We start from the raw sequence: 23049 nt of genomic DNA, 5'->3' as shown, positions 1-23049 counted from the left end.
GCTGTCGTGCTGTTCGATTCGATCAGGTGTTCTATCGAACACACGAACGACTGTACGGGTCACCTCCGACAGAATCGAGCACCATCGAAATTTTGTTCGAATCGGCGTGTCGTGCGGGCGGCCACCAGCGCCGATAGCGTCGAGCCATGTCGATCGTGCGCACCTTCCTCACCGCGTGGCGTCAGGCCTCGGCCCGTCAGGCGCCGCTGCTGGCCGCGGGCGTCGCCTTCTACCTGTTCACGTCGCTGTTCCCCGCGCTCATCGCGGCCGTCTCGATCTACGGCCTGGTCGCCGACCCCGAGACCGTGGCCGAGCAGACGGCCCGGATCTCCGATGCGCTGCCCGCCGACGCGGCGTCGCTCGTCAACGGGCAGATCGAGCAGCTGACCTCCGCGCCGTCCGGCTCGCTGGGCCTCGGCGCCGTGATCGCCATCGTCCTCGCCGTCTACGCCGCGTCCGGCGGCATCGGCAACCTCGTCACGGCGATCAACCAGCTCTACGGCGTGCAGGACGCACGCGGGTTCGTGAAGAGCAAGGCGCTCGCCCTCGGCCTGACGGGCGCCGGCGTCGTGTTCGGCCTCGTCGCGATCTCCCTGGTGGCCGTGGTCCCCGCGGTCCTCAACCTCGTCGACGTCGTGCCCGGGGTCAGGCTGCTGGCCAACGTGCTGCGCTGGGTGCTCCTGGCCGGCGGCATCGTCGTGGCGATCGGCGTGCTCTACCGGCTGGCGCCCGACCGTCCGGCCACGGGCAGCATCGTCACGAAGGGCGTGCTGATGGCCTCCGCACTGTGGCTGCTGGTGTCGGTCGGCTTCTCGCTCTACGTCGACCTCTTCGGCAACTACTCAAAGACCTACGGCGCGCTCGCGGGCGTGGTCGTGCTGCTGCTGTGGCTCTGGATCGGCATGTACGCGATCCTGCTGGGCGCCTGCGTCGAGGCCACGCGCGAGCACATCGTCACCCGCGACACCCTCAGCGAGGACGAGGAGCTGGCCCGCCGGCGCTCCCACGACGCCGAGATCGCCGCGGGACTCGACCGCTTCACCGACGAGCTCGACGACCGGGCCGGGCGCTAGGACTCAGCCCAGCAGGCGGCCGAGGAGGAAGGCGAGCGCGCCCACCACGACGACCAGCGCGATGACGCCGCTCACGATCGCGACCGGACGCAGGTTGTGGTCGGGCATGCCGCGGTGCTCGAGGTCGACCTCGAAGTCCGGCAGCAGGAGCTGCAGGTCGACCGTGGCGTGGTCGGCGACGCCGTGCTCGCGCAGCACCTCGCGGGCCGAGGCCTCGATCTCGGCCAGGTCACCGGCAGTGGACCGCCCGACCCCCGACACGTCGACCGTCCAGCCGTCACCCTCGCGCGTACCCACGACCACGTAGCTCACGCCCACACCCTAGGCCACCGCCACCGGACACGCCGTATCGAACACGTGTTTGATCCGCGGTCGCGCCGCGGCTACGGTCGTGCCATGAGCGAGAACCTGGACGAGCCGGTCGACCTGACGGGACTGACCAAGCGCCAGCGGCGCATCCTGGTCTTCCTGAAGGACCACATCGAGTCGCGCGGCTACCCGCCGAGCATGCGCGAGGTCGGCGCCGCGTGCGACCTGGCCAGCACCTCCTCGGTCTCGCACCAGCTCCGGATGCTCGAGCGCAAGGGCTTCATCCGCCGCGACCCGAACCGTCCACGCGCGCTCGAGATCTTCCTGCCCGACGCGAAGCCCGCGATGCGCAGCCGTCCGGTCGAGGTCGACGAGACCGACAGCGGCGACGCCGTCCCCCAGCCGGCCTACGTGCCGATGGTGGGCCGCATCGCGGCCGGTGGCCCGATCCTGGCCGAGGAGCGCGTCGAGGAGGTCATGCCGCTGCCCCGCTCGCTCGTCGGCGACGGCACCCTCTTCCTGCTCGAGGTCAAGGGCGACTCGATGGTCGAGGCGGCGATCTGCGACGGCGACTACGTCGTGATCCGTCAGCAGCAGGTCGCCGAGAACGGCGAGATCGTGGCCGCCCTGATCGACGGCGAGGCCACGGTCAAGACGCTCAGCCGCAAGGACGGCCGGGTCTGGCTGCTGCCGCAGAACGCGGCCTACGAGCCGATCGACGGCACCGACGCGCAGATCATCGGCAAGGTCACCGCCGTCCTGCGTCGCGTCTGACGCTCAGTCGTCGGCGGGCTCGACCGGTCGGGCCTGCCACGCACTGGCGACCATGTCGTCGAGGGTGTGCGTGAGCTTCCAGTCCAGGTCGCGCGCCGCCCGCTCTCCCGAGGCCACGATGCGGGCCGGGTCGCCGGGGCGTCGTCCCATCACCTCGGGCTCGAAGTCCACGCCCGTGGCGGCCGAGACCGCCTGCATGATCTGGCGCACGGACACGCCGTCGCCGTTGCCGAGGTTGTAGACCGGCTCGAGGTCACGGCCGTCCAGCAGTCGCCGCACCGCGGTGACGTGCGCCTCGGCGAGGTCGGCGACGTGCACGTAGTCGCGCACGCACGTGCCGTCGGGCGTCGGGTAGTCCTCACCGAAGATCCGCGGGCGATGTCCCTGCGAGAGCGCCTTGATCACCAGCGGGAAGAGGTTGTGCGGGCTCGAGTCGTACAGGTCGGGCTCACCCGACCCGACCACGTTGAAGTACCTCAGCGACGTGTGGCGCAGTCCCGTGGCGACCGCCTGGTCGCGGATCATCCACTCCCCCACGAGCTTGGACTCGCCGTAGGGCGACTCCGGGCGGGTCGGCGTGTCCTCGGTGACCACTTCGACGTCGGGCGTGCCGTAGACCGCCGCACTGCTGGAGAACACGATCGCGCCGATCTCCAGACGCTCCATCGCGCGCAGCAGGCTCAGCGTGCCGCCGACGTTCTGGCGCCAGGTGTGCACCGGCTGCTCCACCGAGACGCCCGCGTACTTGAACGCCGCGAGGTGGATGACCGCGTCGATCTGGTGATCGGCGAGCTGGTCGACCAGCTGCTTCGCGTGCAGGACGTTGAGGTCGATGAACGGGACGCCGGGCCGGACGAACTCGCGGTGGCCGCTGGAGAGATCGTCGACGACGACCGACTCCAGACCCGCCCGCTCGAGCGCCCGGACCACGTGCGCGCCGATGTAGCCGGCTCCGCCGGTGACCAGGATCGCCATGATGGCAGCCTAGGGCGCCGGACTACTGCCGGAAGCGCAGGGTGCCGACCGACTTGTTCTTGCCCCGGGTGACCTTGACGGTCTTGGGGCCGGAGAAGCCACGCGAGATGCCGCGCCACGAGTCGGCGTTGACGACGATGCGGTAGCGACCCGACGCCAAGCCGGTGACCTTGAACTTGCCGGCGCCGTCGGTCATCGCCGTGCGGTAGACCTTCTTGCCGTCGGTGGACGTCAGGCGGATCATCAGCTCGGTGCGGGGCTTGACCTTCGCCGCCGTCACGCGGCCGCTGACCGAGCCGCCCTTGTAGTTCTTCAGGCCGACCCGCATCGACGAGCCCTTGACGTAGACCAGCTTGTACGTGCCGGAGGTCCAGGCACGGCAGTGCTGGCGGTACATCCGGTAGTTCTTGGCCTTCCACTTCTCGAAGCCGCGGTCGAGGCCGTTGAAGTATCCGTCGTTGTTCTTGTAGCGGCTCTTGTACCAGGCGTGGCAGCCGGTGCGGCGGCCCATCTCGAACCAGTACCAGCCCTCACCGAGGCTGACCTTGCGGCCGGTGCCGGCGCGGACGACGTCGGAGGCCAGGATCTTGCGGCCCTTGGCGTACTCGCGGACCGTGAGGTAGCGGTCGACCTTGGCCGAGCTGGCCTTGCCCTGGTAGCCACCGGCGACCACGCTGACCGTCGTGCGGCCGCGACCGATGTTCTGCACGCGTCCGGTCAGACCGGCGTTCGGCAGGTGCAGCATGCGCGCGGTGGAGCGCGACTCCCCGCGGTTGTTCACGACGGCGTGGCACGTGCCCCAGGCGCGGTCGTTGGAGCCGAACCACAGGCTGCCCGCGGGCTTGACGGCGTAGATGCGGTTCGCGGACGTGGGCAGGAAGCCGACCTCGTAGCGGCCGCTGGAGTTCGTGCGGGTGCGCCCGTAGACGTTGCCACAGGACATGAAGTCGAGGTCGCGCAGCACGCGCGAGGACTTCGACCAGTACGGCGGACGGCCGACGATCGTGACCTCGGTGCCGGAGACGGCCTTCGAGCCGTTGACGACCTGGCCGCGGATCGAGGAGTAGCGGGCGTTCGCCACGTAGCGGTAGTTGAGGCCGCGGGTCACCTTGATCTTCGTGCCGGCGCCCATGTCGCGCGCACCGCCGGCGAAGGCGCCCTTGCCGTTGCCCCGCCACCACCACGAGCGGCGCTCGCCGCCGGAGGTGCCGATGACGTGCAGCTTGTACGTGGCCGAGGGCGAGTTGTTGGCGCCCATGCGGACGCGGAACGCGAACCGACCGGCGTTGCGCTCGACGTCGGAGGCGGTGGAGACCAGCACGTTGCGGTTGCGCGAGCCGATGCGCCACAGCTCGACCTTGACGCCGGTGGCGGCCGCGCCGCCCGTGCGGGCCACGGTGCCGGCGATCGTGCCGTAGGTGACCTTGGCCTGCTGGGTGATGGGACGCGGGGACGCGCCGCTCATGCGCACCACGGCCTTGGGCTTGGCGCGCCAGTTCGTGTTGCGGAAGGTGACGTAGCCGGCGGACCTCGCCTTGACCTTGAAGCTGCGCTTCTGGGCGGAGGCGCCCTCGACCCAGATCGTGCCCTTGCAGGCCTTCTTCTTGGTGCAGCGCGCCCAGACCGAGCCGTAGCCGGCATTGGTCATGGCGACGAGGGACGTCTTGGTCGACAGCGTGCCCGCGGCCTCCGCGGGTGCGACGGTGACGAAGAGAGATCCGACGAGCGCCAGGCATGCAGCGGCGAGCGAGGGAAGACGGAACGGCATGGGATCCCCGAGCTGGTTGAGCGATGAGTCCGGGCCACGGTATCAAACCGCGGCCTGATCCCCCGCCTTCGCCGACTCGTCGAGGCGTCGCAGCGCGGCGGTCACGACCTGACGGTCGGTGGTGCGCCACAGCGGCGGCAGGGAGGACGCGAGGAAGCCGCCGTACCGCGCCGTGGCGATGCGCGGGTCGAGGATCGCGACCACGCCGCGGTCGGTGGACCGCCGGATGAGGCGCCCCACACCCTGTGCCAGCAGCAGCGCGGCGTGCTGTGCGGCGACCTGCATGAAGCCGTTGCCGCCGCGTCGCTCGACCAGTCGCTGACGCGCACTGCTGAGCGGGTCGTCGGGGCGCGGGAACGGGATCCGGTCGATCAGCACGAGCGTGCACGTGTCGCCGGGCAGGTCGACGCCCTGCCACAGGCTCAGGGTGCCGAACAGGCACGCGCTGGGCTCGTCGGCGAAGCGGCGCGCGAGCTCGGGCAGCTGCGCGTCGCCCTGGCACAGGATCTCGAGGTCGGGCAGCGACTCGCGCACGTACTGGGCGGCGCGCTCGGCCGCGCGGCGCGACGAGAAGAGCCCGAGGGTGCGGCCTCCGGCCGCCTTGATGAGCGCCGTGATCTCGCCGAGCTGCTCGGCCTCGAGGCCGTCCCGGCCGGGGGCGGGCAGGTGCTTCGCGACGTAGAGGATGCCCTGGCGCTGGTAGTCGAACGGCGAGCCGACGTCGAGCCCGGTCCAGTCCGATCCCTTGAGGTCGAGGCCGAGCGAGGCGGCGACGGGGGCGAACGAGCCACCGAGCGTCAGGGTGGCACTGGTGAGCACGACGGTCTTCTCGCCGAAGAGCTTCTCGCGCAGGGCGCCCGACACGTCGATCGGCGCGATGCGCAGGTGCAGACCGCTGCGGCCCTCGCCCAGCCACAGCACCTCGGTCTCGCGGCCGGCCGCCATCCGCTCGGCCACCTGACGGACGTCGTCGATCGTGCTGCGCGCCTGCTGGCGGCCGGGGTCGGCCTCCTCGCCCTTCTCCTTCGTGAAGTTCGAGAAGCAGGCGCGGGCGCTGTCGCGCACGAGCGCGAGCGCGCCGGCCAGGGCCGGGTCGATCGCGTCGATGCGGCCCGGCTGCACGTGGGTGAGGGCGTCGGCGAGCGCGTCGGCCGCGTCGCCGAGATCGTCGGCCGTGCCGCCGTCGTCGAGGTACGGGCGGGCCCGGCGGGCGGCCCGCTCGACGAGGCCGGGATCGAGCTCGTCGGTGGAGGCCTGGGTGACGCGCGCGGCCAGCTCGTGGGCCTCGTCGACCACCACGGCGTCGAACTCGGGCAGCATCGGCACGCCCTCGATCGCGTCGATCGCGAGCATCGCGTGGTTCGTGACGACGACGTGGGCGTTGGCGGCGTCCTCCTTCGCCCGCTCGGCGAAGCACTCGGTGGCGTACTCGCAGCGGGAGGCGCCCAGGCACTCACGCGACGAGACGCTGACCTGGCGCCAGGCTCGCTCGCCGTGGGACGGGGCGCCGTCGCGATCGCCGGTGTGGCCGCCCTCGGCCTGCTCCTCGGCCCACTCGCGCAGCTGGACGACCTCGGCCCCCAGCGACCCCTCGGGCACCTCGACGAGGACGCCCTGGTCGTCGGGGGCGCCCTGGCGCACGCGGTGCAGGCAGGCGTAGTTCGCGCGACCCTTCAGCACGGCGTGGTGCGGCACCGTGGACATCGTGTCGCGGGCCGCCTCCTTGAGGGCCGGGATGTCGCGCTCGACCAGCTGGTGCTGGAGGTTGAGCGTGGCGGTGGCGACGACGACGCGCTTGTCGTGCAGCAACGCCGGGACGAGGTAGCCCAGCGACTTGCCAGTGCCGGTGCCCGCCTGCACGAGCAGGTGGCGCTCGTCGGCGAGGGCCTGCGCGACGGCCTCGGCCATCGCGACCTGCCCGGGGCGCTCGGCACCGCCGACCGCCGCGACGGCGGCACCGAGAACGTCGGTCACACCGGGTCGGGAGGGCATGCGAGAACGCTACCCGGCTCTCCCCCGGTCCGGATCACCGATCCACAGCCCGCGCACCCCGGACTGACCTGGGCGGGCGGTGAGTCCTCAACCTCTCCGCCCAACCTCCGGTGAGCCCTCAACCGCATCCAGCTCCGATGGGGTTGATCACCCACCGGGCCCGGCACGGAAGGGTTGACTGCTCACCGCCGACCGCAGGCGGACCGACTCAGGGGCGCTGCGCGAAGGGGGCGAGCTCGTTGGCGAGCTCGGGATGCACCCGGGCGACCACGTGGGTGCCGTCGGCGACGTGCTCGAGGGACTCGATCTCGGCGTGCAGGTGCAGCTGGTTGACCAGGTCGCCGCGCGAGTACGGGACGACCGCGTCGACGAGGACCTCCGGGACCGGCAGATCCGCCTCGATGGCGCTCAGCAGCTCGTCGATGCCCTCGCCCGTGCGGGCGCTGACGACGACGGCGTGCGGCTCGCGCGCCAGCAGCGCCTTCAGCACGAGCGGGTCGGCCTGGTCGGCCTTGTTGATCACGATGATCTCGGGCACCTTGAAGGCCTCGATCTGCGCGAACACCTCGCGCACCGCGGCGATCTGGCTCTCGGGATCGGGGTGCGAGCCGTCGACGACGTGTAGCACGAGGTCGGCGTCGGCCACCTCCTCCAGCGTGGACCGGAACGCCTCGACCAGCTGGTGGGGCAGGTGCCGGACGAAGCCGACCGTGTCGGACAGCGTGTAGACGCGGCCGTCCGAGGTCTCGGCGCGACGCGTGGTGGGGTCGAGGGTGGCGAACAGCGCGTCCTCGACGAGCACGCCCGCGCCCGTGAGGCGGTTCAGCAGGCTCGACTTGCCGGCGTTCGTGTAGCCCGCGATCGCCACGGACGGGATCTTGTTGCGGCGGCGCTCGGCCTTCTTCGTCTCGCGCGTGCCGCGCAGCTCCTTGAGCTCGCGGCGCAGCTTGGCCATCTTGGCCTGGATGCGACGGCGGTCGGTCTCGAGCTTGGTCTCACCGGGGCCACGGCCGCCGATGCCCTCGCCGCCGGCCGCCCGGCCGCCGGCCTGGCGCGACAGGTTGCCGCCCCAGCCGCGCAGGCGCTGGGTCTGGTATTGCAGCTGGGCCAGCTCGACCTGGGCCTTGCCCTCGGCGCTCTTGGCGTGCTGGGCGAAGATGTCGAGGATCAGCGCGACGCGGTCGACGACCTTGACCTTGACGCGGTCCTCGAGGTTGCGCAGCTGGCTGGGCGCGAGCTCGCCGTCGCAGATCACGGTGTCGGCGCCGGTCGCCTGCACCGCGTCACGCAGCTCGTCGACCTTGCCCCGGCCGATGAAGGTGGCCGGGTCGGGCTTCTGGCGCCGCTGGATGAGGGCGTCGAGCACGTCGGAGCCGGCCGTCTCGGCCAGTGCCTTGAGCTCGGTGAGCGAGTTCTCGGCGTCCTCGACCGATCCCTCGGTCCACACGCCGACGAGGACGACCCGCTCCAGCCGCAGCTGGCGGTACTCGACCTCGGTGATGTCCTCGAGCTCGGTGGACAGGCCCGCGACGCGGCGCAGCGAGGACCGGTCCTGCAGGTCCATCTCGCCGGGCTGGAGCTCGACGTCGGGACGCGTCTCCTCGGTCATCCGCGCCACTCCATGGTGCCCGCGGCGACGATGCGCGCCGGGCCCCGCAGGATCGTGCGGTCGGGTGAGACGGTGACGTGCAAGGTGCCTCCGGGGACGTCGACGCGGTAGGTGGTGGGGTCGGGCGCGCCGTCGGCCTTCGCGGTGGCGATCGCCACGGCGCAGGCGCCGGTGCCGCACGAGCGGGTCTCGCCCGAGCCGCGCTCGTGCACGCGCATCGCGACGTGGTGCGTGCCGCGGCGCTCGACGAATTCGATGTTGACGCCCTCGGGGTAGACGGACTCGGCGTAACCGGGCTGCTCGAGCAGGGGGCCGGCGTCGGCCACCCGGTCGACGAACGCGACCGCGTGGGGGTTGCCGGTGTGCACCTCGAGCGCCTCCCACGACTGGCCGGCAGCCGAGACCTTCGAGTGGGTGCCGGTGGTGAACGCGCCCATGTCGACGGCGATCTCGTCGCCGACGACGGTGAGGAACTTGAGGCCGTCGCGGGTGTCGATCGGGAACTCGGGACCCTCGACGAGGCCCTCCTCCAGCAGGTGCTGCGCGAAGACGCGGATGCCGTTGCCGCACATCTGGCTCAGCGAGCCGTCGGCGTTGCGGTAGTCCATGAACCACTCGGCGGGCGAGTTGTGGCCCAGCGCGGTGCACCGCACCACCCGCATGACGCCGTCGGCGCCGATGCCGCGACGACGGTCGCACAGGGCGGCCACGAAGGCGGGGTCGAGGTCACCGTGCAGGGTGCCGTCGTGGTCGGGCAGCAGCACGAAGTCGTTCTCGGTGCCGTGCCCCTTGAACCACGTGAATTCCATGTCCTCAGCCTACGGGGCTCCGGCGAGTGCCACAGCACGCGCGAGCAGGTCGGGATCGTCGAAGGGCAGCCAGTGGATCCGGGGGTCCTTGCGCATCATCCGGTCCTGACGGCGGGCGAAGCGACGGGTGCCCGACTTCGTCTCCTCCTTCGCCTCCTCCTCGGTGAGGTCGCCGGCGAGCATGGCGAGCACCTGCTGGTAGCCCAGCGCCCGCGAGGCGGTGGGCGAGCCGGCGAGTCCGGGGAGTCCGCGCACCTCGTCGACGAGGCCGTCGGCCCACATTTGCTCGACCCGGGCGTCGATGCGCGCGTCGAGCACGTCGCGTGGCACGTCGAGGCCGATCATGACGACCTCGGGGTAGATCGACGCGTAGGCCGGCATCGTGGCGACGAAGGGCGCGCCCGTGAGCTCGCCGACCTCCAGGGCGCGCACGATGCGGCGCCCGTTGGTGGGCAGGATCGCCGCCGCGGCCGCCGGGTCGCGCCGCGCGAGCTCGGCGTGCAGCGCCTCCGGTCCGACCTCGTCCAGGCGCTCGGCCCAGCGACGGCGCACGGCCGGATCGGTGCCCGGAAAGTCCAGCGGGTCGAGGACCGCCCGCACGTAGAGGGAGGACCCGCCGACGAGGATCGGCACGGCGTCGCGGCCGTGGATCTGCTCGATCGCGGTGCGCGCTGCGCGCTGGAACGCGGCGACGCTGGCCTCCTGCGCCGGGTCGAGCACGTCGAGCAGGTGGTGCGGCACTCCCCCGCGCTCGTCCGCGGTGGCCTTCGCGCTGCCCACGTCCATGCCGCGGTAGAGCTGCACCGAGTCGGCATTCACGACCTCGCCGCGCACGGCCCGGGCGAGGTCGACCGACAGCCGCGTCTTGCCCGACGCCGTCGGGCCGACGACGGCGACGACGGGACGGGGCGCGCTCATGGGGCCAGTCTTTCAGGCCGCCGGCGCCGGTCCGCAGTACCGTGACGACCGGGACCCGATCGGCGGGACCGCGACACACGAGAGGGGAACGCCGTGGGCTTCCTGGACAAGTTCAAGGGCAAGGACGCCGAGCAGCTGGTGGACCGGGTGAAGGACGAGGTCGCGCAGCGCGACGAGGAGGTCGACGCCGCGATCGACAAGGTGGCCGACCTCGCCGACCGCGCCACCGACGGCAAGTTCACGGAGAAGATCGACGACGCCGCCGCGAAGCTCAAGGAGGCCGCCGAGCGCCTCGACGACGAGCCGAAGGCCTGATGAAGCGCTGGGCGTGACGTTTGCGGGCCGATTACGGCGTGTCGGCCCCGGAAACGTCACGCTCAGCGCTCTCGCGCCACCTGCGGCCGGCCCAGACGAAGTACGCGAGGGCGAGGGAGAAGACCACGATCGAGGTCCAGATGTTCAGCCGGAACGGGCCGATGTGGTTGACGGTGTCGATGCGCAGGGCCTCGATCCAGCCGCGGCCGAGCGTGTAGAGCATGACGTAGAGCGCGAACACCCGGCCGTGGGTCAGCGCGAACCGCTTGCCCAGCCACACCAGCAGCGCGGCCGCCGCCAGGTTCCACAGCGCCTCGTAGAGGAACGTGGGGTGGAAGGTGGCGAACTGCTCGTAGCCGTCGGGGCGGTGGCGCTCGGAGATCTCCAGGGCCCACGGCACCGTGGTGGGGCGGCCGAAGAGCTCCTGGTTGAAGTAGTTGCCCAGGCGCCCGATCGCCTGCGCGACGAGCAGACCGGGCGCCAGCGCGTCGGCCATCGTCAGGAAGTCGATGTCGTACCGCTTGCAGGCGATCCAGGCGCCGACGCCGCCGAAGGCGATGGCGCCCCAGATGCCCAGGCCGCCCTCCCAGATCTTCAGCGCGTCGATCGGGTTGCGACCGTCGCCGAAGTAGAGCTCGGGGTCGGTGAGGACGTGGTAGATCCGTCCGCCGATGATGCCGAACGGCACGGCCCAGATCGCGATGTCGCCGATCGCGCCCGGGCGGCCGCCCGCGGCCACGAAGCGCTTCTCGCCGATCCAGATCGCGGCCACGACGCCCGCGATGATGCACAGGGCGTAGGCGCGCAGCGGCAGCGGCCCGAGGTGCCAGACGGCCTGCTCGGGCGACGGGATGAAGGTGGCGATCGTCATGTCAGTCCCGTTCGACGCCGGCGCGCAGGTCGGCCGCGAGGTCGCGGATGGCGGCGAGGGCGGACGCCTCGTCGGGCTGGTCGAGCAGGCAGCGCACGAGCGCCGATCCCACGATGACCGCGTCGGAGAACGCGGCGATCTCGTGGGCCTGGGCGCCGTTGCTGACGCCGAGGCCGACGCCGACCGGCTTGTCGGTGACCTTCCGCAGGCGGCCCACGAGCTCGGGGGCGAGGCTGCTGGTCTGCTCACGCTGGCCGGTGACGCCCATGACAGCCGTGGCGTAGATGAACCCGCTGGCCGCGTCGGCCGTCATCGCGAGCCGCTCGTCGGACGAGGACGGCGAGACGAGGAAGATGCGGTCGAGGTCGTGGGCGCGGGAGGCGCGGTCCCACTCGGTGGCCTCGTCGGGGATCAGGTCGGGCGTGATGAGGCCCGATCCCCCGGCGGCGGCGAGGTCGGCGGCGAACCGGTCGACGCCGCGGCGCTCGACCGGGTTCCAGTAGGTCATCACGACGGTGACGGCGCCGGCGGCGGAGGCCGCCTCCACCACGCGGAACACGTCGTCGACGCGGGTGCCGTTGACGAGCGCGGCCTCGGCGGCCGCCTGGATCGTGGGCCCGTCCATGACGGGATCGCTGTAGGGAAGGCCGACCTCGACCAGGTCGACCCCGGCCTCGACCATCGCCTCGATCGCACGGATCGAGCCGTCGACCGTGGGGAATCCGGCGGGCAGGTAGCCCACCAGCGCAGCCCGGTTCTCGGCGCGCGTGCGCGCGAACAGCTCGTCGATCGCGCTCATCGGTCGGTCTCCGCCCGGTCGTTCTCGTCCAGCAGGCCGAAGTAGGTGGCCGCGGTGTGCACGTCCTTGTCGCCGCGACCCGAGAGGTTGACCAGGATCGTGGCGTCGGGGCCCAGCTCCTCGGCCAGGGCCACGGCGCCGGCCAGCGCGTGCGCCGACTCGATGGCCGGGATGATGCCCTCGGTCTTGCACAGCAGGTCGAACGCGGCCATCGCCTGCGCGTCGGTGGCCGGGCGGTACTCGGCACGACCGGTGTCGGCCAGGTACGCGTGCTCGGGGCCGACGCCCGGGTAGTCCAGGCCGGCGCTGATCGAGTGCGACTCGATGGTCTGGCCGTCCTCGTCCTGCAGCAGGAAGGAGCGCGCGCCGTGCAGCACGCCGACCTCGCCCGCCGTGATCGTGGCGGCGTGGCGGCCGGTCTCGAAGCCGTCGCCGCCGGCCTCGATGCCCACGAGGCGCACGCCCTCGTCGGGCACGAAGGCGGTGAAGAGGCCGATCGCGTTGGAGCCGCCGCCGACGCACGCGACCGCGGCGTCGGGCAGCCGGCCGGTGAGCTCGAGCACCTGGGCCCGGGCCTCGTCGCCGATGCCGCGGGTCAGCTCGCGCACCATCGTGGGGAACGGGTGCGGGCCGGCCGCGGTGCCGAACAGGTAGTGCGTCGTGTCGACCGTGGTGACCCAGTCGCGCAGGGCCTCGTTGATCGCGTCCTTGAGCGTGGCGCTGCCGGTGGTGACCGGGATGACCTCGGCGCCCAGCATCTGCATGCGGGCGACGTTGAGCGCCTGGCGCTCGGTGTCGACCTGCCCCATGTAGACGGTGCACTCGAGGTCGAGGTAGGCGCACGCGGTGGCCGAGGCGACGCCGTGCTGGCCGGCGCCGGTCTCGGCGATGCAGCGCGGCTTGCCGATGCGCTTGGCCAGCAGGGCCTGGCCGATCACGTTGCGGATCTTGTGCGCGCCGGTGTGGTTGAGGTCCTCGCGCTTGAGCAGGATCCGAGCGCCGACGGCCCGGCTGAAGCGATGCGCCTCGTACAGCGGGCTCGGCACGTTGGCGTACTCGCGCAGCATCCGGTCGAGCTCGTTCCGGAACGCGGGATCGGCCTGCGCGGCCTCCCACTCGCGGGTGATCTCGTCGAGCGGGGCGATGAGGGCCTCGGGCATGAAGCGACCGCCGAAGCGGCCGAAGTGCCCGGGCCCGTCGGGAAGTGCCGATCGCGACGGCGATCGGCCGGAGATGTCAGTCATGGTCGTCCTGGGTGAGGGGTCGGCAGGGAGCTGGAGGAGTCAGCTGGGCTGCCATCGATGCTGCAGGGCTGGGTGGAGCCCGGCGGCGACCAGGTCGGCGACGGAGGCGCGCGGGTCGTCGCCCTTGACGAGCGTCTCGCCGACGAGCACGACGTTGGCGCCGAAGCGCGCGTACTCGATGACGTCATGGGGTCCACGGACGCCGGACTCGGCGACCTTGACGATCGAGTCGGGGATCTGCGGCGCGAGCCGCTCGAACGTCTGGCGGTCGACCTCGAGCGTCTTGAGGTTGCGGGCGTTCACGCCGATGAGGTCGGCGTCGGCCGCGACGGCGCGGCGCACCTCCTCCTCGTCGTGGACCTCCACGAGCGGCGTGAGGCCGATCGAGCGAGCGCGGTCGATGAGCGACTCGAGGGCGTTCTGGTCGAGCGCGGCGACGATGAGCAGCGCCATGTCGGCGCCGGCGGCCCGGGCCTCCCACAGCTCGTACGAGGTGGTGATGAAGTCCTTGCGCAGCACCGGCACGTGGACGTCGGCGCGGACGGCGCGCAGGTCGTCGAGCGAGCCACCGAACCGGCGCTGCTCGGTGAGCACGCTGATGGCGGAGGCGCCACCGGCGGCGTAGTCGCCGGCCAGGGCGGCGGGATCCTTGATGTCGGCGAGCGCGCCCTTGCTGGGGCTGGACCGCTTGACCTCGGCGATCACGGAGACGCCGTCGGACCGGAAGGCGGGCATCGGGTCGAGCGCGGGCGGCTGCTTGTCGGCCTGCCGCTTGAGATCGTCCAGGCTCACCCGGGCCTGACGCTCGGCCCGGTCCTCGGCCACCCCCGCCAGGATGTCGTCGAGCACGGTCATCGCACTCTCCCTTCCCCTGTCGGGACTCGGCTCCGAACTGACCTCCAGCGTAGCCCCGGGACGCCCGGAAGTGGCACGCGCCCTCCGTTTCGGGACGACAACGCGGGCGCGAGGCGGTATACGGTCCGCTCGATCCTCCCTATGCTCGGCGCATGTCGACGAACGAACCGCCCCTCGGCCCCGACCCCGAGCGCCCGGACGGTCCCGTGCCTCCGCCGCCCCCTTCCCCGCCGCCGTCCGACGGCCCGGCCTACCCGCCCCCGCCCGGCGACGCGCCCGGCTACGGCGGCAGCGCCTATCCCCCGCCGCCGCCAGGTGGTGGCTACCCGCCCCCGCCCGGCGGCGGAGGCTATGGCTCCTTCCCGCCGCCCCCGCCCGGCGATCCCGGGTTCGCCGCCCCGTTCAGCCCGACGGACGCCATCGGCTACGGCTGGCAGCGATTCCTGGCCAACGCCGGCCAGTGGATCATCGCCGGCCTGGCGATCTTCGCGGTCACGGTGATCTTCGGCTTCCTCGGCTTCCTCGTGCAGCCCTCGGTCGATCCCGGCACCACGAACCCGTTCGCGGGATTCAGCGTCGCGAGCATCGCCGTGAACCTCCTGTCGACGATCGTGAGCTACGTCATCACCGCGTTCGTCTACCGCGGCGCGCTCGACGAGACCGAGGGTCGACCGTTCTCGCTCGCTGACACGTTCTCCCGCGTGCCGATCGGACCCGTGATCATCACGTCGCTGCTCGTGTCGATCGGCATCTGGATCGGCTTCGTGCTGTGCATCGTCCCGGGCATCCTGTTCGCGTTCCTGTCCTACTTCGCGCTGCTGTTCGTGGTGGACCAGAACCAGTCCCCGGTCGACGCGATCACGTCGAGCGTCAAGCTCATCTGGGCGAACTTCGGCCAGGCGCTGCTGCTCGCGCTGCTCTCGTTCGTGATCATCCTCGTCGGCGCGTGCCTGTGCGGCGTCGGCCTGCTGGTCGCCTACCCCGTGGTCACCATCGCCTCGGCGTACGCCTACAAGAAGTTCCAGGGCCAGCCGGTCGCCTGAGCACCCACGGCGCGGCCCGGCGATCTGCCGGGTCGCGCCGTCCTATGCTCGTCCGGTGACGAGCTATCCCCCGCCGCCGGGCGGCCAGCCCCCGTACGGCTACGGCTACGGTCAGCCGGTCCCCGGCGACAGCAACCAGGGCGTGTGGGCGCTGGTCATCGGCATCGTCAGCATCGCCGCGGCCTGCTGCTGCGGGTTCCTGTCGATCCCCGGCGGCATCGTCGCCATCGTGCTCGCGCGCGCCGAGCGCAGCCGCCTCCAGCAGTGGGGCGGCCCCTACGCCGACACGACGCTGGCGACGGCGGCGTTCTGGGTGGGCGTCGCCGCGATCGTCGTGGGCACGCTGTCGTTCCTCGGCTCCATCGTGAGCCTGTTCCTGGACCCGATGCTGTTCAGCTGACCCGGCGCGGCAGCAGCAGCGCCCCGACCGCCGCCGCGACCGCGAGCGCACCGGCCAGGATCCACGCCGACGTGTAGTCGCCCGACGCCGCGCGCATCGCGCCGCTGGCCGCAGCGGCGACGCCCGCGCCGATCATGTGGGCGGCGAACACCCAGCCGAAGACGATGCCGCCGCGCTCGGCGCCGAAGGCGGAGCGGCACAGCACCACCGTGGGCGGCACGGTGGCGACCCAGTCGAGGCCGAAGAGCGCGATCACGACGAGCAGCGGCGGCTCCACCGACGGCCCCAGCAGCGCCGGAACGGCGAGCAGCGCCAGACCGCGCAGTCCGTAGTAGGCCGCGAGGAGGACACGCGGGTCGTAGCGATCGGTGAGCCAGCCGGACCCGATCGTGCCGACGATGTCGAAGATGCCCACCACCGCGAGCAGTCCCGCCGCCGTGGTCGCTGCCATCCCGTGGTCGTGCGCGGCCGGCACGAAGTGGCTGCTGATGATGCCGTTGGTGGTCCAGCCGCAGACAAAGAAGGTGCCGGCCAGCAGCAGGAACGCGCGGGTCGCGAAGACCTCGCGCAGCACGGTGACGGCATGGACGACGGCCGCCGCCGCGGAGGGCGGCGCGGTCACGACCTCGTCCTCGTCGACACCGCCGTAGGGCTCCAGGCCGACATCGGACGGGCGGTCACGCAGCACGAGGGCGACGACCGGCAGCAGCACGGCGCAGCAGCCCGCGATGACGTAGGCGGCGGCGCGCCAGCCGAACGCGTCGACCGTGGCGGCGAGCAGCGGCAGGAAGATCAGCTGGCCGGTGGCCCACGCGGCGCCCAGGATGCCCAGCACGAGACCGCGGCGGGCGACGAACCAGCGGTTGACGACGATGGCGCCGAAGACGAGCGCGACCGAGCCGGTGGCGACGCCGATGACGCCACCCCACAGGGCGGACAGCTGCCACGGGGCCGTCATGACGGTGGAGGCCAGGCAGCCCAGGCAGATGAGCAGGAGGGCCGCGACGGCCGTGCGGCGGACGCCGATGCGCTCGAGCAGTGCCGCCGCGAACGGGGCGGCGACGCCGTAGACGATGAGGTTGATCGAGACGGCGATCGAGGTGTCGGTGCGGCTCCAGCCGAGGTCCTCCTCGATCGGCACCAGCAGGACGCCCAGGCTCGACCGGAACGCGGCGGAGGCCAGCAGGACGAGGAACGTGACCCCGGCGACCAGCCAGGCCCGGTGGATCCTGGGCAGCGTGCGCACTCGCGCGCCGGTCTCCGTCATGTCCCTCCCTTCAGATGTGTAGCAGTATCCACCGGAATTCCGGGGATTCGACAGGATTTCGGTGGCTGGTGCTACACATCTGGCTCACGTCAGGGAGCGAGCCAGGCGCCCCACGGGGTGAGGCGAACGACGCCGAAGACGGCGGCGGCCACGCCCAGCGCCGTGATGGTGCGCCCCGACCAGGTGAGGTAGCGCGCCGGGATGCCGCGAGCGCGGCGCACGAGCCACACGGCCCAGGCCACCACGGCGATCACGACGAGGCCGACGGCGAACAGGTTGCTCGACACCGCGGCGAGGAGGTCGCCCCGCGTCAGCAGGTTGACGGCCCGCAGGCCTCCGCATCCGGGGCACGGCTCGCCCGTAAGCACCAAGAAGGGGCAGAACCCGTAGGAGCCCTGCACGTGGGGATCGCGTACGTGGAGCAGCGCGAAGGCGGCGGCGCCGGCGGCACCCGCGATCAGCGGGCCGCGCAGCAGGTGACCGCGCGAGGCGGTCGTCGGGATGACCGGGCTGGTCAGTGCTCCTTCACCCGGCTGGTGCCGTAACCGGCGAGCGACATGACCTTGCCGAGCGGCAGGGCACCCACCGCGAGCACGACGCCGATCGTGAAGATGACCCAGTTCGGCTCGGGGATCAGGCCGATCCCGCCGACGAGGAAGCCGGCGAGGCTGACGAGGACGGCGGTCCAGGCGGCCGGCGACGATCCGTGCGACATGGGGTGTGCTCCTAGAGGTGCTCGGGGTGGTTCGGACGACAGCCTACTCGGTCGTCAGGCGGTGGGATCGACGCCGTCGTCCATCGCCTTCCAGAGGTCGCTCGCGTCGGGCTCGCGGGCGGCCGGGGCGTCGTACTTACGGCCCATCGTGGCCCAGCGTGGACCGAGCCACGCGACCGCGGCGCCGACCACGACCACGAGCACGAACCCGGCGACCGCGAGGGGCTGAGCGACGGTGGTGCTCCACTGCACGTCGATGCCCGAGGCGGCTGCCTCGTCGATCGCGCGACGCTGGGCCGTGGCGATCGCGTCGCCCGCGCGGGCGGTCATGAAGACGCCGACGACCCCGGCCAGCACGACGAGCGCGCCGATCGCGCGCCGCAGCCTGGGGCCGCCCGCGAGCACGCCGAGCCCGGCCGCCATGACCAGCACCGCGAGGCCGGCGGCGCCGGGCACCGCGTCGGCGCCCGAGACACTGAGCTCGACCTCGGGCAGTCCCGCGGCCTGCGCGGTGGCCGTGGCCCACGCCGCGCGGACGGCGAGCAGCGTGCCGCCGCCCAGCGCCAGCAGCAGCAGGACGGACGGACCGAGCAGGTTGCGCCTCACGTCAGCAGGTCCTCGTCGAAGCACGTGGTGGCGCCGGTGTGGCACGCGGGGCCGACCTGGTCGACGACGACGAGCAGCGTGTCGCCGTCGCAGTCGAGACGGACCTCGCGCACGTGCTGGGTGTGGCCCGACGTCTCGCCCTTGACCCAGTACTCGCCGCGGCTGCGGCTCCAGAACGTGGAGCGGCCGGTCGTGAGGGTGCGGTGCAGGGCCTCGTCGTCCATCCAGCCGACCATGAGGACGGCGCGGGACGTCGCGTCCTGCACCACCGCCGGGACCAGGCCCGAGTCGTCACGCTTCAGCCGGCCGGCGATCGCCGCATCGAGAGAGCTCACGTCCCTCATTGTCTCAGGCCGCGCCCGGCGGCCCGCATCAGGCGAGCGTGGCCTGCGCGACCCACGAGGCGTGCAGGCGGGCGTAGACGCCGCCGGCGGCCACGAGGTCGCGGTGGTGGCCGTCCTCGACGAGCCGGCCCTGGTCGAAGACGAGCACGCGGTCGGCGTTCTCGGCGGTGGAGAGCCGGTGCGCGATCGTGACGCTGGTGCGTCCCTCGAGCAGCCAGTCGAGGGCGCGCGTGGCGCGCAGCTCGGTCTGGGGGTCAACGGCGCTCGTGGCCTCGTCGAGGACGAGCAGCGCCGGGTCGGCCAGCGCCGACCGCACGAGCGCGACGAGCTGGCGCTCCCCCGCCGACAGCGACTCGCCGCGCTGACCGACGCGGGTCTCCAGGCCTCGCGGCAGGGCCGCGAACCAGTCGGCCAGGCCCAGCCGCTCGACGGCGGAGACGAGGTCGGCGTCGGTGGCCTCGCGGGCTCCGTAGCGCAGGTTCTCGCCCAGCGTGGCGTCGAACAGGAAGCCCTCCTGCGGCACCATCAGCACGTGGCGGCGCAGGTCCTCGAAGGCCACGCGCGAGATGTCGACGCCGCCGAGCACGACGCGCCCCTCGACGGGATCCATGAGCCGGGTGAGCAGCTTCGCGAACGTGGTCTTGCCCGAGCCCGTCTCGCCGACGACCGCCACGCGCTGGCGCGCCTCGATCGTGACGTCGACGCCCGCCAGGACGGTGGGTCCCTCCGGGTACGCGAACGAGACCTTTTCGAAGCGGGCGTCGAGGTCGCCCGCGGGCAGCGGCTCGGCCTCGGCACCGGGGTCGACGACGTCGGCGGGGGTGTCCAGCAGGTCGAGCACGCGGCGCCACGAGGAGATCGCGTTCTGCGCCTCGGAGATCACCTGGGTGGCCATCTGTGCCGGACCGGTGAACAGCCCGACGAGGAAGACGAACGCGACGATCGTGCCGACGGACAGGTCGCCCAGGACGCCCAGCCACACGCCGATCGCGAGCACCGCGGCGTTCGCGATGCCGCCGACGAGGATCGCGGCCGAGAACGCCCCGGCGGTGATCGTCTGGGCGCGGATGTTGTTCCGGTAGTTGGCACGCACGGCGACGTCGACGCGCTGCTGCGTGCGGTCCTCGATGCCGTACGAGCGCACGACGGAGGCGCCGACGACCGGCTCGGCGATGACCGCGAGCATCTCGCCCACGCTGGCGCGCACGCGGTCGTAGGCCCGCGACATCGCGCCGGCCAGCCACCGCAGGCTCAGGGCCAGCGGCACGAAGCTGATGAGGACGACGAGGGTGAGCTGCCACGACAGGAACGCCATGACGATCGTCGCGACGATCATCTGCCCGACGCTGATGATCATCATGATCCCGGTGAACTGCAGGAACTGGCTGATCTGGTCGACGTCGGAGGTGACCCGTGAGACGAGCGAGCCGCGGCGCTGCGTGTTCTGCGTGAGCATCGACAGGTCGTGCACGTGGCGGAAGGCCGCGACCCGGAGGTTGGCCAGTCCGCGCTCGCTCGCGGTGAAGATCCGCACCTTGGACCAGTAGCCGGCGATCGCGATGCCTACCATGAGGACGGCGGCGATCGCGACGTAGCGGGTGACGAGGCCCGTGTCGACGTCGCCGGCCGCGAAGCCGTCGTCGAGGGCGGCGCGGACGACGATCGGCACGAGGGAGCCGCCCGCGGTGCTGAGCAGGGCCAGCAGCAGGGTCACCCAGATGCCCTCGGTGATCTCGGGGTTGCGACGCATGCCGCGCGCCAGGACGGACAGGCCGCCCTCGCGCTCCTTCGGGTCACTCATGGTCGACCTCCTCCCGGGCCTGGTCGTACGCGTCGACGAGGTTGCGGTAGGCCGCGGACCGCGCGCGGAGCTCGGCGTCGGTGCCGCGGTCGGCCACGCTGCCGTCGGCGAGGAACACGACCTCGTCGGCGAGCGCGATCGTGGCCTTGCGGTACGCCACGACCACCGTGGTGGGCGAGCCGGCGCGATCGGCCAGCGCGCGCAGGATCCGCTGCTCGACCTCGGGGTCGAGCGCGCTGGTGGCGTCGTCCATCACGAGCACGCGCGGGTCGCGCACCAGGGCGCGGGCGAGGGCGAGGCGCTGGCGCTGGCCGCCCGAGAGCGACGTGCCGCGCTCCCCCAGCTGGGTGTCGAGGCCGTCGGGCAGGGCGGAGACGAAGCGGTCGGCCTGCACGATCCGCAGCACCTCCCAGACCCGCTCGTCGGGGACGTCGAGGTCGAGCGCGACGTTGGCGCGCACGGTGTCGTCGAACAGGAACGTGGACTGCGGCACGAGGGCCACGGCGCGCGTGAGCGCCTGCTGCGAGAGGGCGCGGGCGTCGGTGCCGCCGACGCGCACGGAGCCGCGGTCGGGATCGACGAGGCGTGTGACGAGCGAGGTCAGGGTGCTCTTGCCGCTGCCGGTGGCGCCGACGACCGCGGTCACCTTCCCCGCGGGGACCTCGAACGCGATGTCGCGCAGGACGGCGGTGTCGGGCTCGTCGGGGTGGCTGTAGTCGAGCCCGTCGACGGTGAGGGCGACCGGGCCGGCGCCGGGGACGTCCTCGGTGCCGTAGTCCATCGCGTCGTCCTCGTCGATGACGCGCGAGACGCGGTCCCAGCCGACGACGGCGCGGGGCAGCTCGCCCAGCACCCAGCCGAACGAGCGGATCTGCATGCCGATCACGGTGAACAGGTAGGCGACCTGGACGACGTCGCCCGCGTCGGCCGCGTCGGAGCCGACCCGCCAGGCGCCGATCGCCAGGACCGCGAGCACGGCGAGGTTGGGCAGCGCCTCGATGACGGGGTCGAAGATCGCGCGCACGCGGCCGATGCCGATCGCGGCGTCGCGCAGCCGCTCGCTGGCGGCGCGGAAGCGGGCGGTCTCGTCGGCCTCGCGGCCGAGCGACTTCACGACGAGCGCCCCGTCGAAGGACTCGTGGGCGACGGTGGAGACGTCGCCGCGCAGGCTCTGGGCCAGCGCGATCCGCGGACCCTGCCAGCGCTGGTAGACCGCGTTCGCGGCGAACAGCAGCGGGATCACGACGAGGCCGACGATGGTGAGGACTGGATCGGCCAGGACCATCGTGACGATCGCCGCGACGAGCATCGCGATCGTGCCGAGGGCCATCGGCAGCGGCATGAACACCGACCACGTGGCCTCGACGTCGGCGTTGGCGTTGCTGAGCAGCTGGCCCGCCGGATGGCGGTGGTGCCAGCGCAGCGGCAGCTGGAGGTAGCGGCGCGTGACGCGCAGGCGGTCGTCGCGCACGAGGCGGTAGAAGACGACGCCGCCCAGGAGGCGACGACCGACGACGCCCACGGTGCGCAGCAGCGCCGCGAGGAGGAACAGCCCGACGCCGGTCCACAGCGTGGACCAGTCGATGGCGCCGGCCTCGACCGACGGCGTGATGACGTGGTCGGTGGCCCAGCCCAGGACCCACGCGTCGGCGACGGTCATGACGCCGAACAGCAGCGAGGCCAGCGCGGCCCACGTGAACATGACCTTCTGGCGGGCGATGCCGCGTCCCATGACGCGGAAGCCGCGCCGGGTCAGCCGGTCGGTGCCGCCGCCGCTGAGGGTGTCGAGAGCCGGGGCGCTCACCGGACCACGTGTCCGGCGGCTCGCAGCGTCTCCTTCACCGCGGGGATCGTCAGCGTGCCGAAGTGGAAGACGCTGGCCGCGAGCACGGCATCGGCGCCCGCGTCGACCGCGGGGGCGAAGTGCTCGAGGCGGCCGGCGCCGCCGCTGGCGATGAGGGGGACGTCGGTGGCGCCGCGCGCGGCACGGATCATCTCGAGGTCGAACCCGGCCTGCGTGCCGTCGGCGTCCATCGAGTTGAGCAGGATCTCGCCCGCGCCGAGCTCGGAGCCGCGGCGCACCCACTCGATCGCGTCGATGCCGGCGGAGCGCCGGCCGCCGTGGGTGGTCACCTCGAACCCGCTGGGCTGATCATCTGCACGTCGAGCGTCAACGCTCAGCACGAGCACCTGATTCCCGAAGCGGTGCGCGATCTCGCCGATCACCTCGGGACGGGCGATCGCGGCCGTGTTGATGCCGACCTTGTCGGCACCCGCGCGCAGCAGCCGGTCGACGTCGTCGACGGTGCGCACTCCCCCGCCGACGGTGAGCGGGATGAAGACCTGCTCGGCGGTCTGCCCGACGATGTCGAAGGTGGTGGAGCGATCGCCGCTGGAGGCGGTGATGTCGAGGAACGTGAGCTCGTCGGCGCCCTCGGCGTCGTACACGCGTGCCATCTCGACCGGGTCGCCCGCATCGCGCAGGTCGACGAAGTTGACGCCCTTGACGACGCGACCGCCGTCCACGTCCAAACAGGGGATCACACGGACGGCTAGGCTCAC

At 72.2% G+C, this 23049-nt stretch carries 24 protein-coding genes; 5 read left to right on the top strand and 19 right to left on the bottom strand.

Annotated features, from left to right (window positions below; all coding sequences use genetic code 11):
• Positions 1 to 146 precede the first annotated feature (146 nt).
• A complete protein-coding gene (locus tag ACK99Q_RS11170; RefSeq protein ID WP_410186213.1) occupies positions 147 to 1073 on the top strand; it encodes a YihY/virulence factor BrkB family protein in 927 nt (308 codons plus the stop codon).
• Positions 1074 to 1076: 3 nt separating this feature from the next.
• Here the strand turns inward: ACK99Q_RS11170 and ACK99Q_RS11165 are convergent, their stop codons facing one another.
• A complete protein-coding gene (locus ACK99Q_RS11165) occupies positions 1077 to 1385 on the bottom strand; it encodes a hypothetical protein (protein WP_410186212.1) in 309 nt (102 codons plus the stop codon).
• Between the two features lie 84 nt (positions 1386 to 1469).
• On the opposite strand from ACK99Q_RS11165, the gene lexA reads away from it, so the two are divergent.
• Positions 1470 to 2156, top strand: coding sequence for a transcriptional repressor LexA (lexA, locus tag ACK99Q_RS11160; protein WP_410186211.1), 687 nt, complete (start codon positions 1470 to 1472; stop codon positions 2154 to 2156).
• A gap of 3 nt (positions 2157 to 2159) precedes the next feature.
• On the opposite strand, the gene galE is transcribed toward lexA, so the two are convergent.
• The 6 genes from galE to miaA form a co-directional block, all read right to left on the bottom strand.
• Positions 2160 to 3131, bottom strand: a complete 972-nt coding sequence (gene galE, locus ACK99Q_RS11155) for a UDP-glucose 4-epimerase GalE (RefSeq protein ID WP_410186210.1) — start codon at positions 3129 to 3131, stop codon at positions 2160 to 2162.
• A gap of 22 nt (positions 3132 to 3153) precedes the next feature.
• On the bottom strand, positions 3154 to 4899 hold the full coding sequence (locus tag ACK99Q_RS11150; protein ID WP_410187006.1) for a hypothetical protein: 1746 nt from the start codon (positions 4897 to 4899) through the stop codon (positions 3154 to 3156).
• Between the two features lie 42 nt (positions 4900 to 4941).
• Positions 4942 to 6891 (bottom strand): ATP-dependent DNA helicase, encoded by a 1950-nt coding sequence (locus ACK99Q_RS11145; protein WP_410186209.1) that lies wholly within the window; start codon positions 6889 to 6891, stop codon positions 4942 to 4944.
• Positions 6892 to 7099: 208 nt separating this feature from the next.
• Complete coding sequence (gene hflX, locus ACK99Q_RS11140) at positions 7100 to 8500, bottom strand: GTPase HflX (protein WP_410186208.1); 1401 nt, start codon at positions 8498 to 8500, stop codon at positions 7100 to 7102.
• Positions 8497 to 9309: a diaminopimelate epimerase gene (gene dapF, locus ACK99Q_RS11135; protein WP_410186207.1), complete on the bottom strand. Its 813-nt coding sequence runs from the start codon at positions 9307 to 9309 to the stop codon at positions 8497 to 8499. Before dapF ends, hflX begins: the two co-directional genes overlap by 4 nt.
• 9 nt (positions 9310 to 9318) lie before the next feature.
• Positions 9319 to 10227, bottom strand: coding sequence for a tRNA (adenosine(37)-N6)-dimethylallyltransferase MiaA (gene miaA, locus ACK99Q_RS11130; protein ID WP_410186206.1), 909 nt, complete (start codon positions 10225 to 10227; stop codon positions 9319 to 9321).
• 93 nt (positions 10228 to 10320) lie between these two features.
• Between miaA and ACK99Q_RS11125 the strand changes: the two genes are divergently transcribed.
• Entirely contained in the window at positions 10321 to 10542 is a 222-nt protein-coding gene (locus ACK99Q_RS11125) for an Rv0909 family putative TA system antitoxin (protein ID WP_410186205.1), read from the top strand.
• 31 nt (positions 10543 to 10573) lie between these two features.
• On the opposite strand, the gene lgt is transcribed toward ACK99Q_RS11125, so the two are convergent.
• From lgt to trpC, 4 genes are read right to left on the bottom strand one after another with little or no spacing between them, the layout of a single operon-like run.
• The gene (gene lgt / locus ACK99Q_RS11120; protein ID WP_410186204.1) at positions 10574 to 11413 is read right to left on the bottom strand and encodes a prolipoprotein diacylglyceryl transferase; all 840 of its coding nucleotides are present in this window, start codon (positions 11411 to 11413) and stop codon (positions 10574 to 10576) included.
• A 1-nt stretch (position 11414) separates the two neighbouring features.
• Positions 11415 to 12212, bottom strand: a complete 798-nt coding sequence (trpA, locus tag ACK99Q_RS11115; RefSeq protein ID WP_410186203.1) for a tryptophan synthase subunit alpha — start codon at positions 12210 to 12212, stop codon at positions 11415 to 11417.
• Entirely contained in the window at positions 12209 to 13456 is a 1248-nt protein-coding gene (trpB, locus tag ACK99Q_RS11110; RefSeq protein WP_410186202.1) for a tryptophan synthase subunit beta, read from the bottom strand. The genes trpA and trpB overlap by 4 nt, the downstream gene beginning before the upstream one ends.
• Positions 13457 to 13495: 39 nt before the next feature.
• The gene (gene trpC / locus ACK99Q_RS11105) at positions 13496 to 14311 is read right to left on the bottom strand and encodes an indole-3-glycerol phosphate synthase TrpC (protein WP_410186201.1); all 816 of its coding nucleotides are present in this window, start codon (positions 14309 to 14311) and stop codon (positions 13496 to 13498) included.
• A gap of 152 nt (positions 14312 to 14463) precedes the next feature.
• On the opposite strand from trpC, the gene ACK99Q_RS11100 reads away from it, so the two are divergent.
• Together ACK99Q_RS11100 and ACK99Q_RS11095 are read left to right on the top strand one after the other, a co-directional pair.
• On the top strand, positions 14464 to 15354 hold the full coding sequence (locus ACK99Q_RS11100) for a hypothetical protein (protein ID WP_410186200.1): 891 nt from the start codon (positions 14464 to 14466) through the stop codon (positions 15352 to 15354).
• Between the two features lie 55 nt (positions 15355 to 15409).
• On the top strand, positions 15410 to 15754 hold the full coding sequence (locus ACK99Q_RS11095; protein WP_410186199.1) for a hypothetical protein: 345 nt from the start codon (positions 15410 to 15412) through the stop codon (positions 15752 to 15754).
• On the opposite strand, the gene ACK99Q_RS11090 is transcribed toward ACK99Q_RS11095, so the two are convergent.
• The 8 genes from ACK99Q_RS11090 to hisF all read right to left on the bottom strand — a co-directional run bounded on the left by ACK99Q_RS11090 (position 15747) and on the right by hisF (position 23049).
• Positions 15747 to 17021 (bottom strand): MFS transporter, encoded by a 1275-nt coding sequence (locus ACK99Q_RS11090; RefSeq protein WP_410186198.1) that lies wholly within the window; start codon positions 17019 to 17021, stop codon positions 15747 to 15749. The two genes, ACK99Q_RS11095 and ACK99Q_RS11090, sit on opposite strands and share 8 nt — an antisense overlap.
• A gap of 89 nt (positions 17022 to 17110) precedes the next feature.
• Positions 17111 to 17422: a DUF2752 domain-containing protein gene (locus tag ACK99Q_RS11085; RefSeq protein ID WP_410186197.1), complete on the bottom strand. Its 312-nt coding sequence runs from the start codon at positions 17420 to 17422 to the stop codon at positions 17111 to 17113.
• A 113-nt stretch (positions 17423 to 17535) separates the two neighbouring features.
• Positions 17536 to 17736: an HGxxPAAW family protein gene (locus ACK99Q_RS11080; protein WP_179424137.1), complete on the bottom strand. Its 201-nt coding sequence runs from the start codon at positions 17734 to 17736 to the stop codon at positions 17536 to 17538.
• Positions 17737 to 17790: 54 nt separating this feature from the next.
• The gene (locus ACK99Q_RS11075) at positions 17791 to 18342 is read right to left on the bottom strand and encodes a Trp biosynthesis-associated membrane protein (protein ID WP_410186196.1); all 552 of its coding nucleotides are present in this window, start codon (positions 18340 to 18342) and stop codon (positions 17791 to 17793) included.
• Positions 18339 to 18686, bottom strand: coding sequence for a phosphoribosyl-AMP cyclohydrolase (hisI, locus tag ACK99Q_RS11070; RefSeq protein ID WP_179424135.1), 348 nt, complete (start codon positions 18684 to 18686; stop codon positions 18339 to 18341). Before hisI ends, ACK99Q_RS11075 begins: the two co-directional genes overlap by 4 nt.
• Before the next feature lie 28 nt (positions 18687 to 18714).
• Positions 18715 to 20487, bottom strand: a complete 1773-nt coding sequence (locus ACK99Q_RS11065; RefSeq protein ID WP_410186195.1) for an ABC transporter ATP-binding protein — start codon at positions 20485 to 20487, stop codon at positions 18715 to 18717.
• Positions 20480 to 22291, bottom strand: a complete 1812-nt coding sequence (locus ACK99Q_RS11060) for an ABC transporter ATP-binding protein (RefSeq protein ID WP_410186194.1) — start codon at positions 22289 to 22291, stop codon at positions 20480 to 20482. Before ACK99Q_RS11060 ends, ACK99Q_RS11065 begins: the two co-directional genes overlap by 8 nt.
• Entirely contained in the window at positions 22288 to 23049 is a 762-nt protein-coding gene (gene hisF / locus ACK99Q_RS11055) for an imidazole glycerol phosphate synthase subunit HisF (RefSeq protein ID WP_410186193.1), read from the bottom strand. The genes ACK99Q_RS11060 and hisF overlap by 4 nt, the downstream gene beginning before the upstream one ends.

The organism is Aeromicrobium sp. MLTX1 (assembly GCF_046452335.1).
In the GTDB taxonomy this organism is placed as follows: Bacteria; Actinomycetota; Actinomycetes; order Propionibacteriales; family Nocardioidaceae; genus Aeromicrobium.
This window is presented reverse-complemented; position numbering and strand designations above follow the sequence as displayed.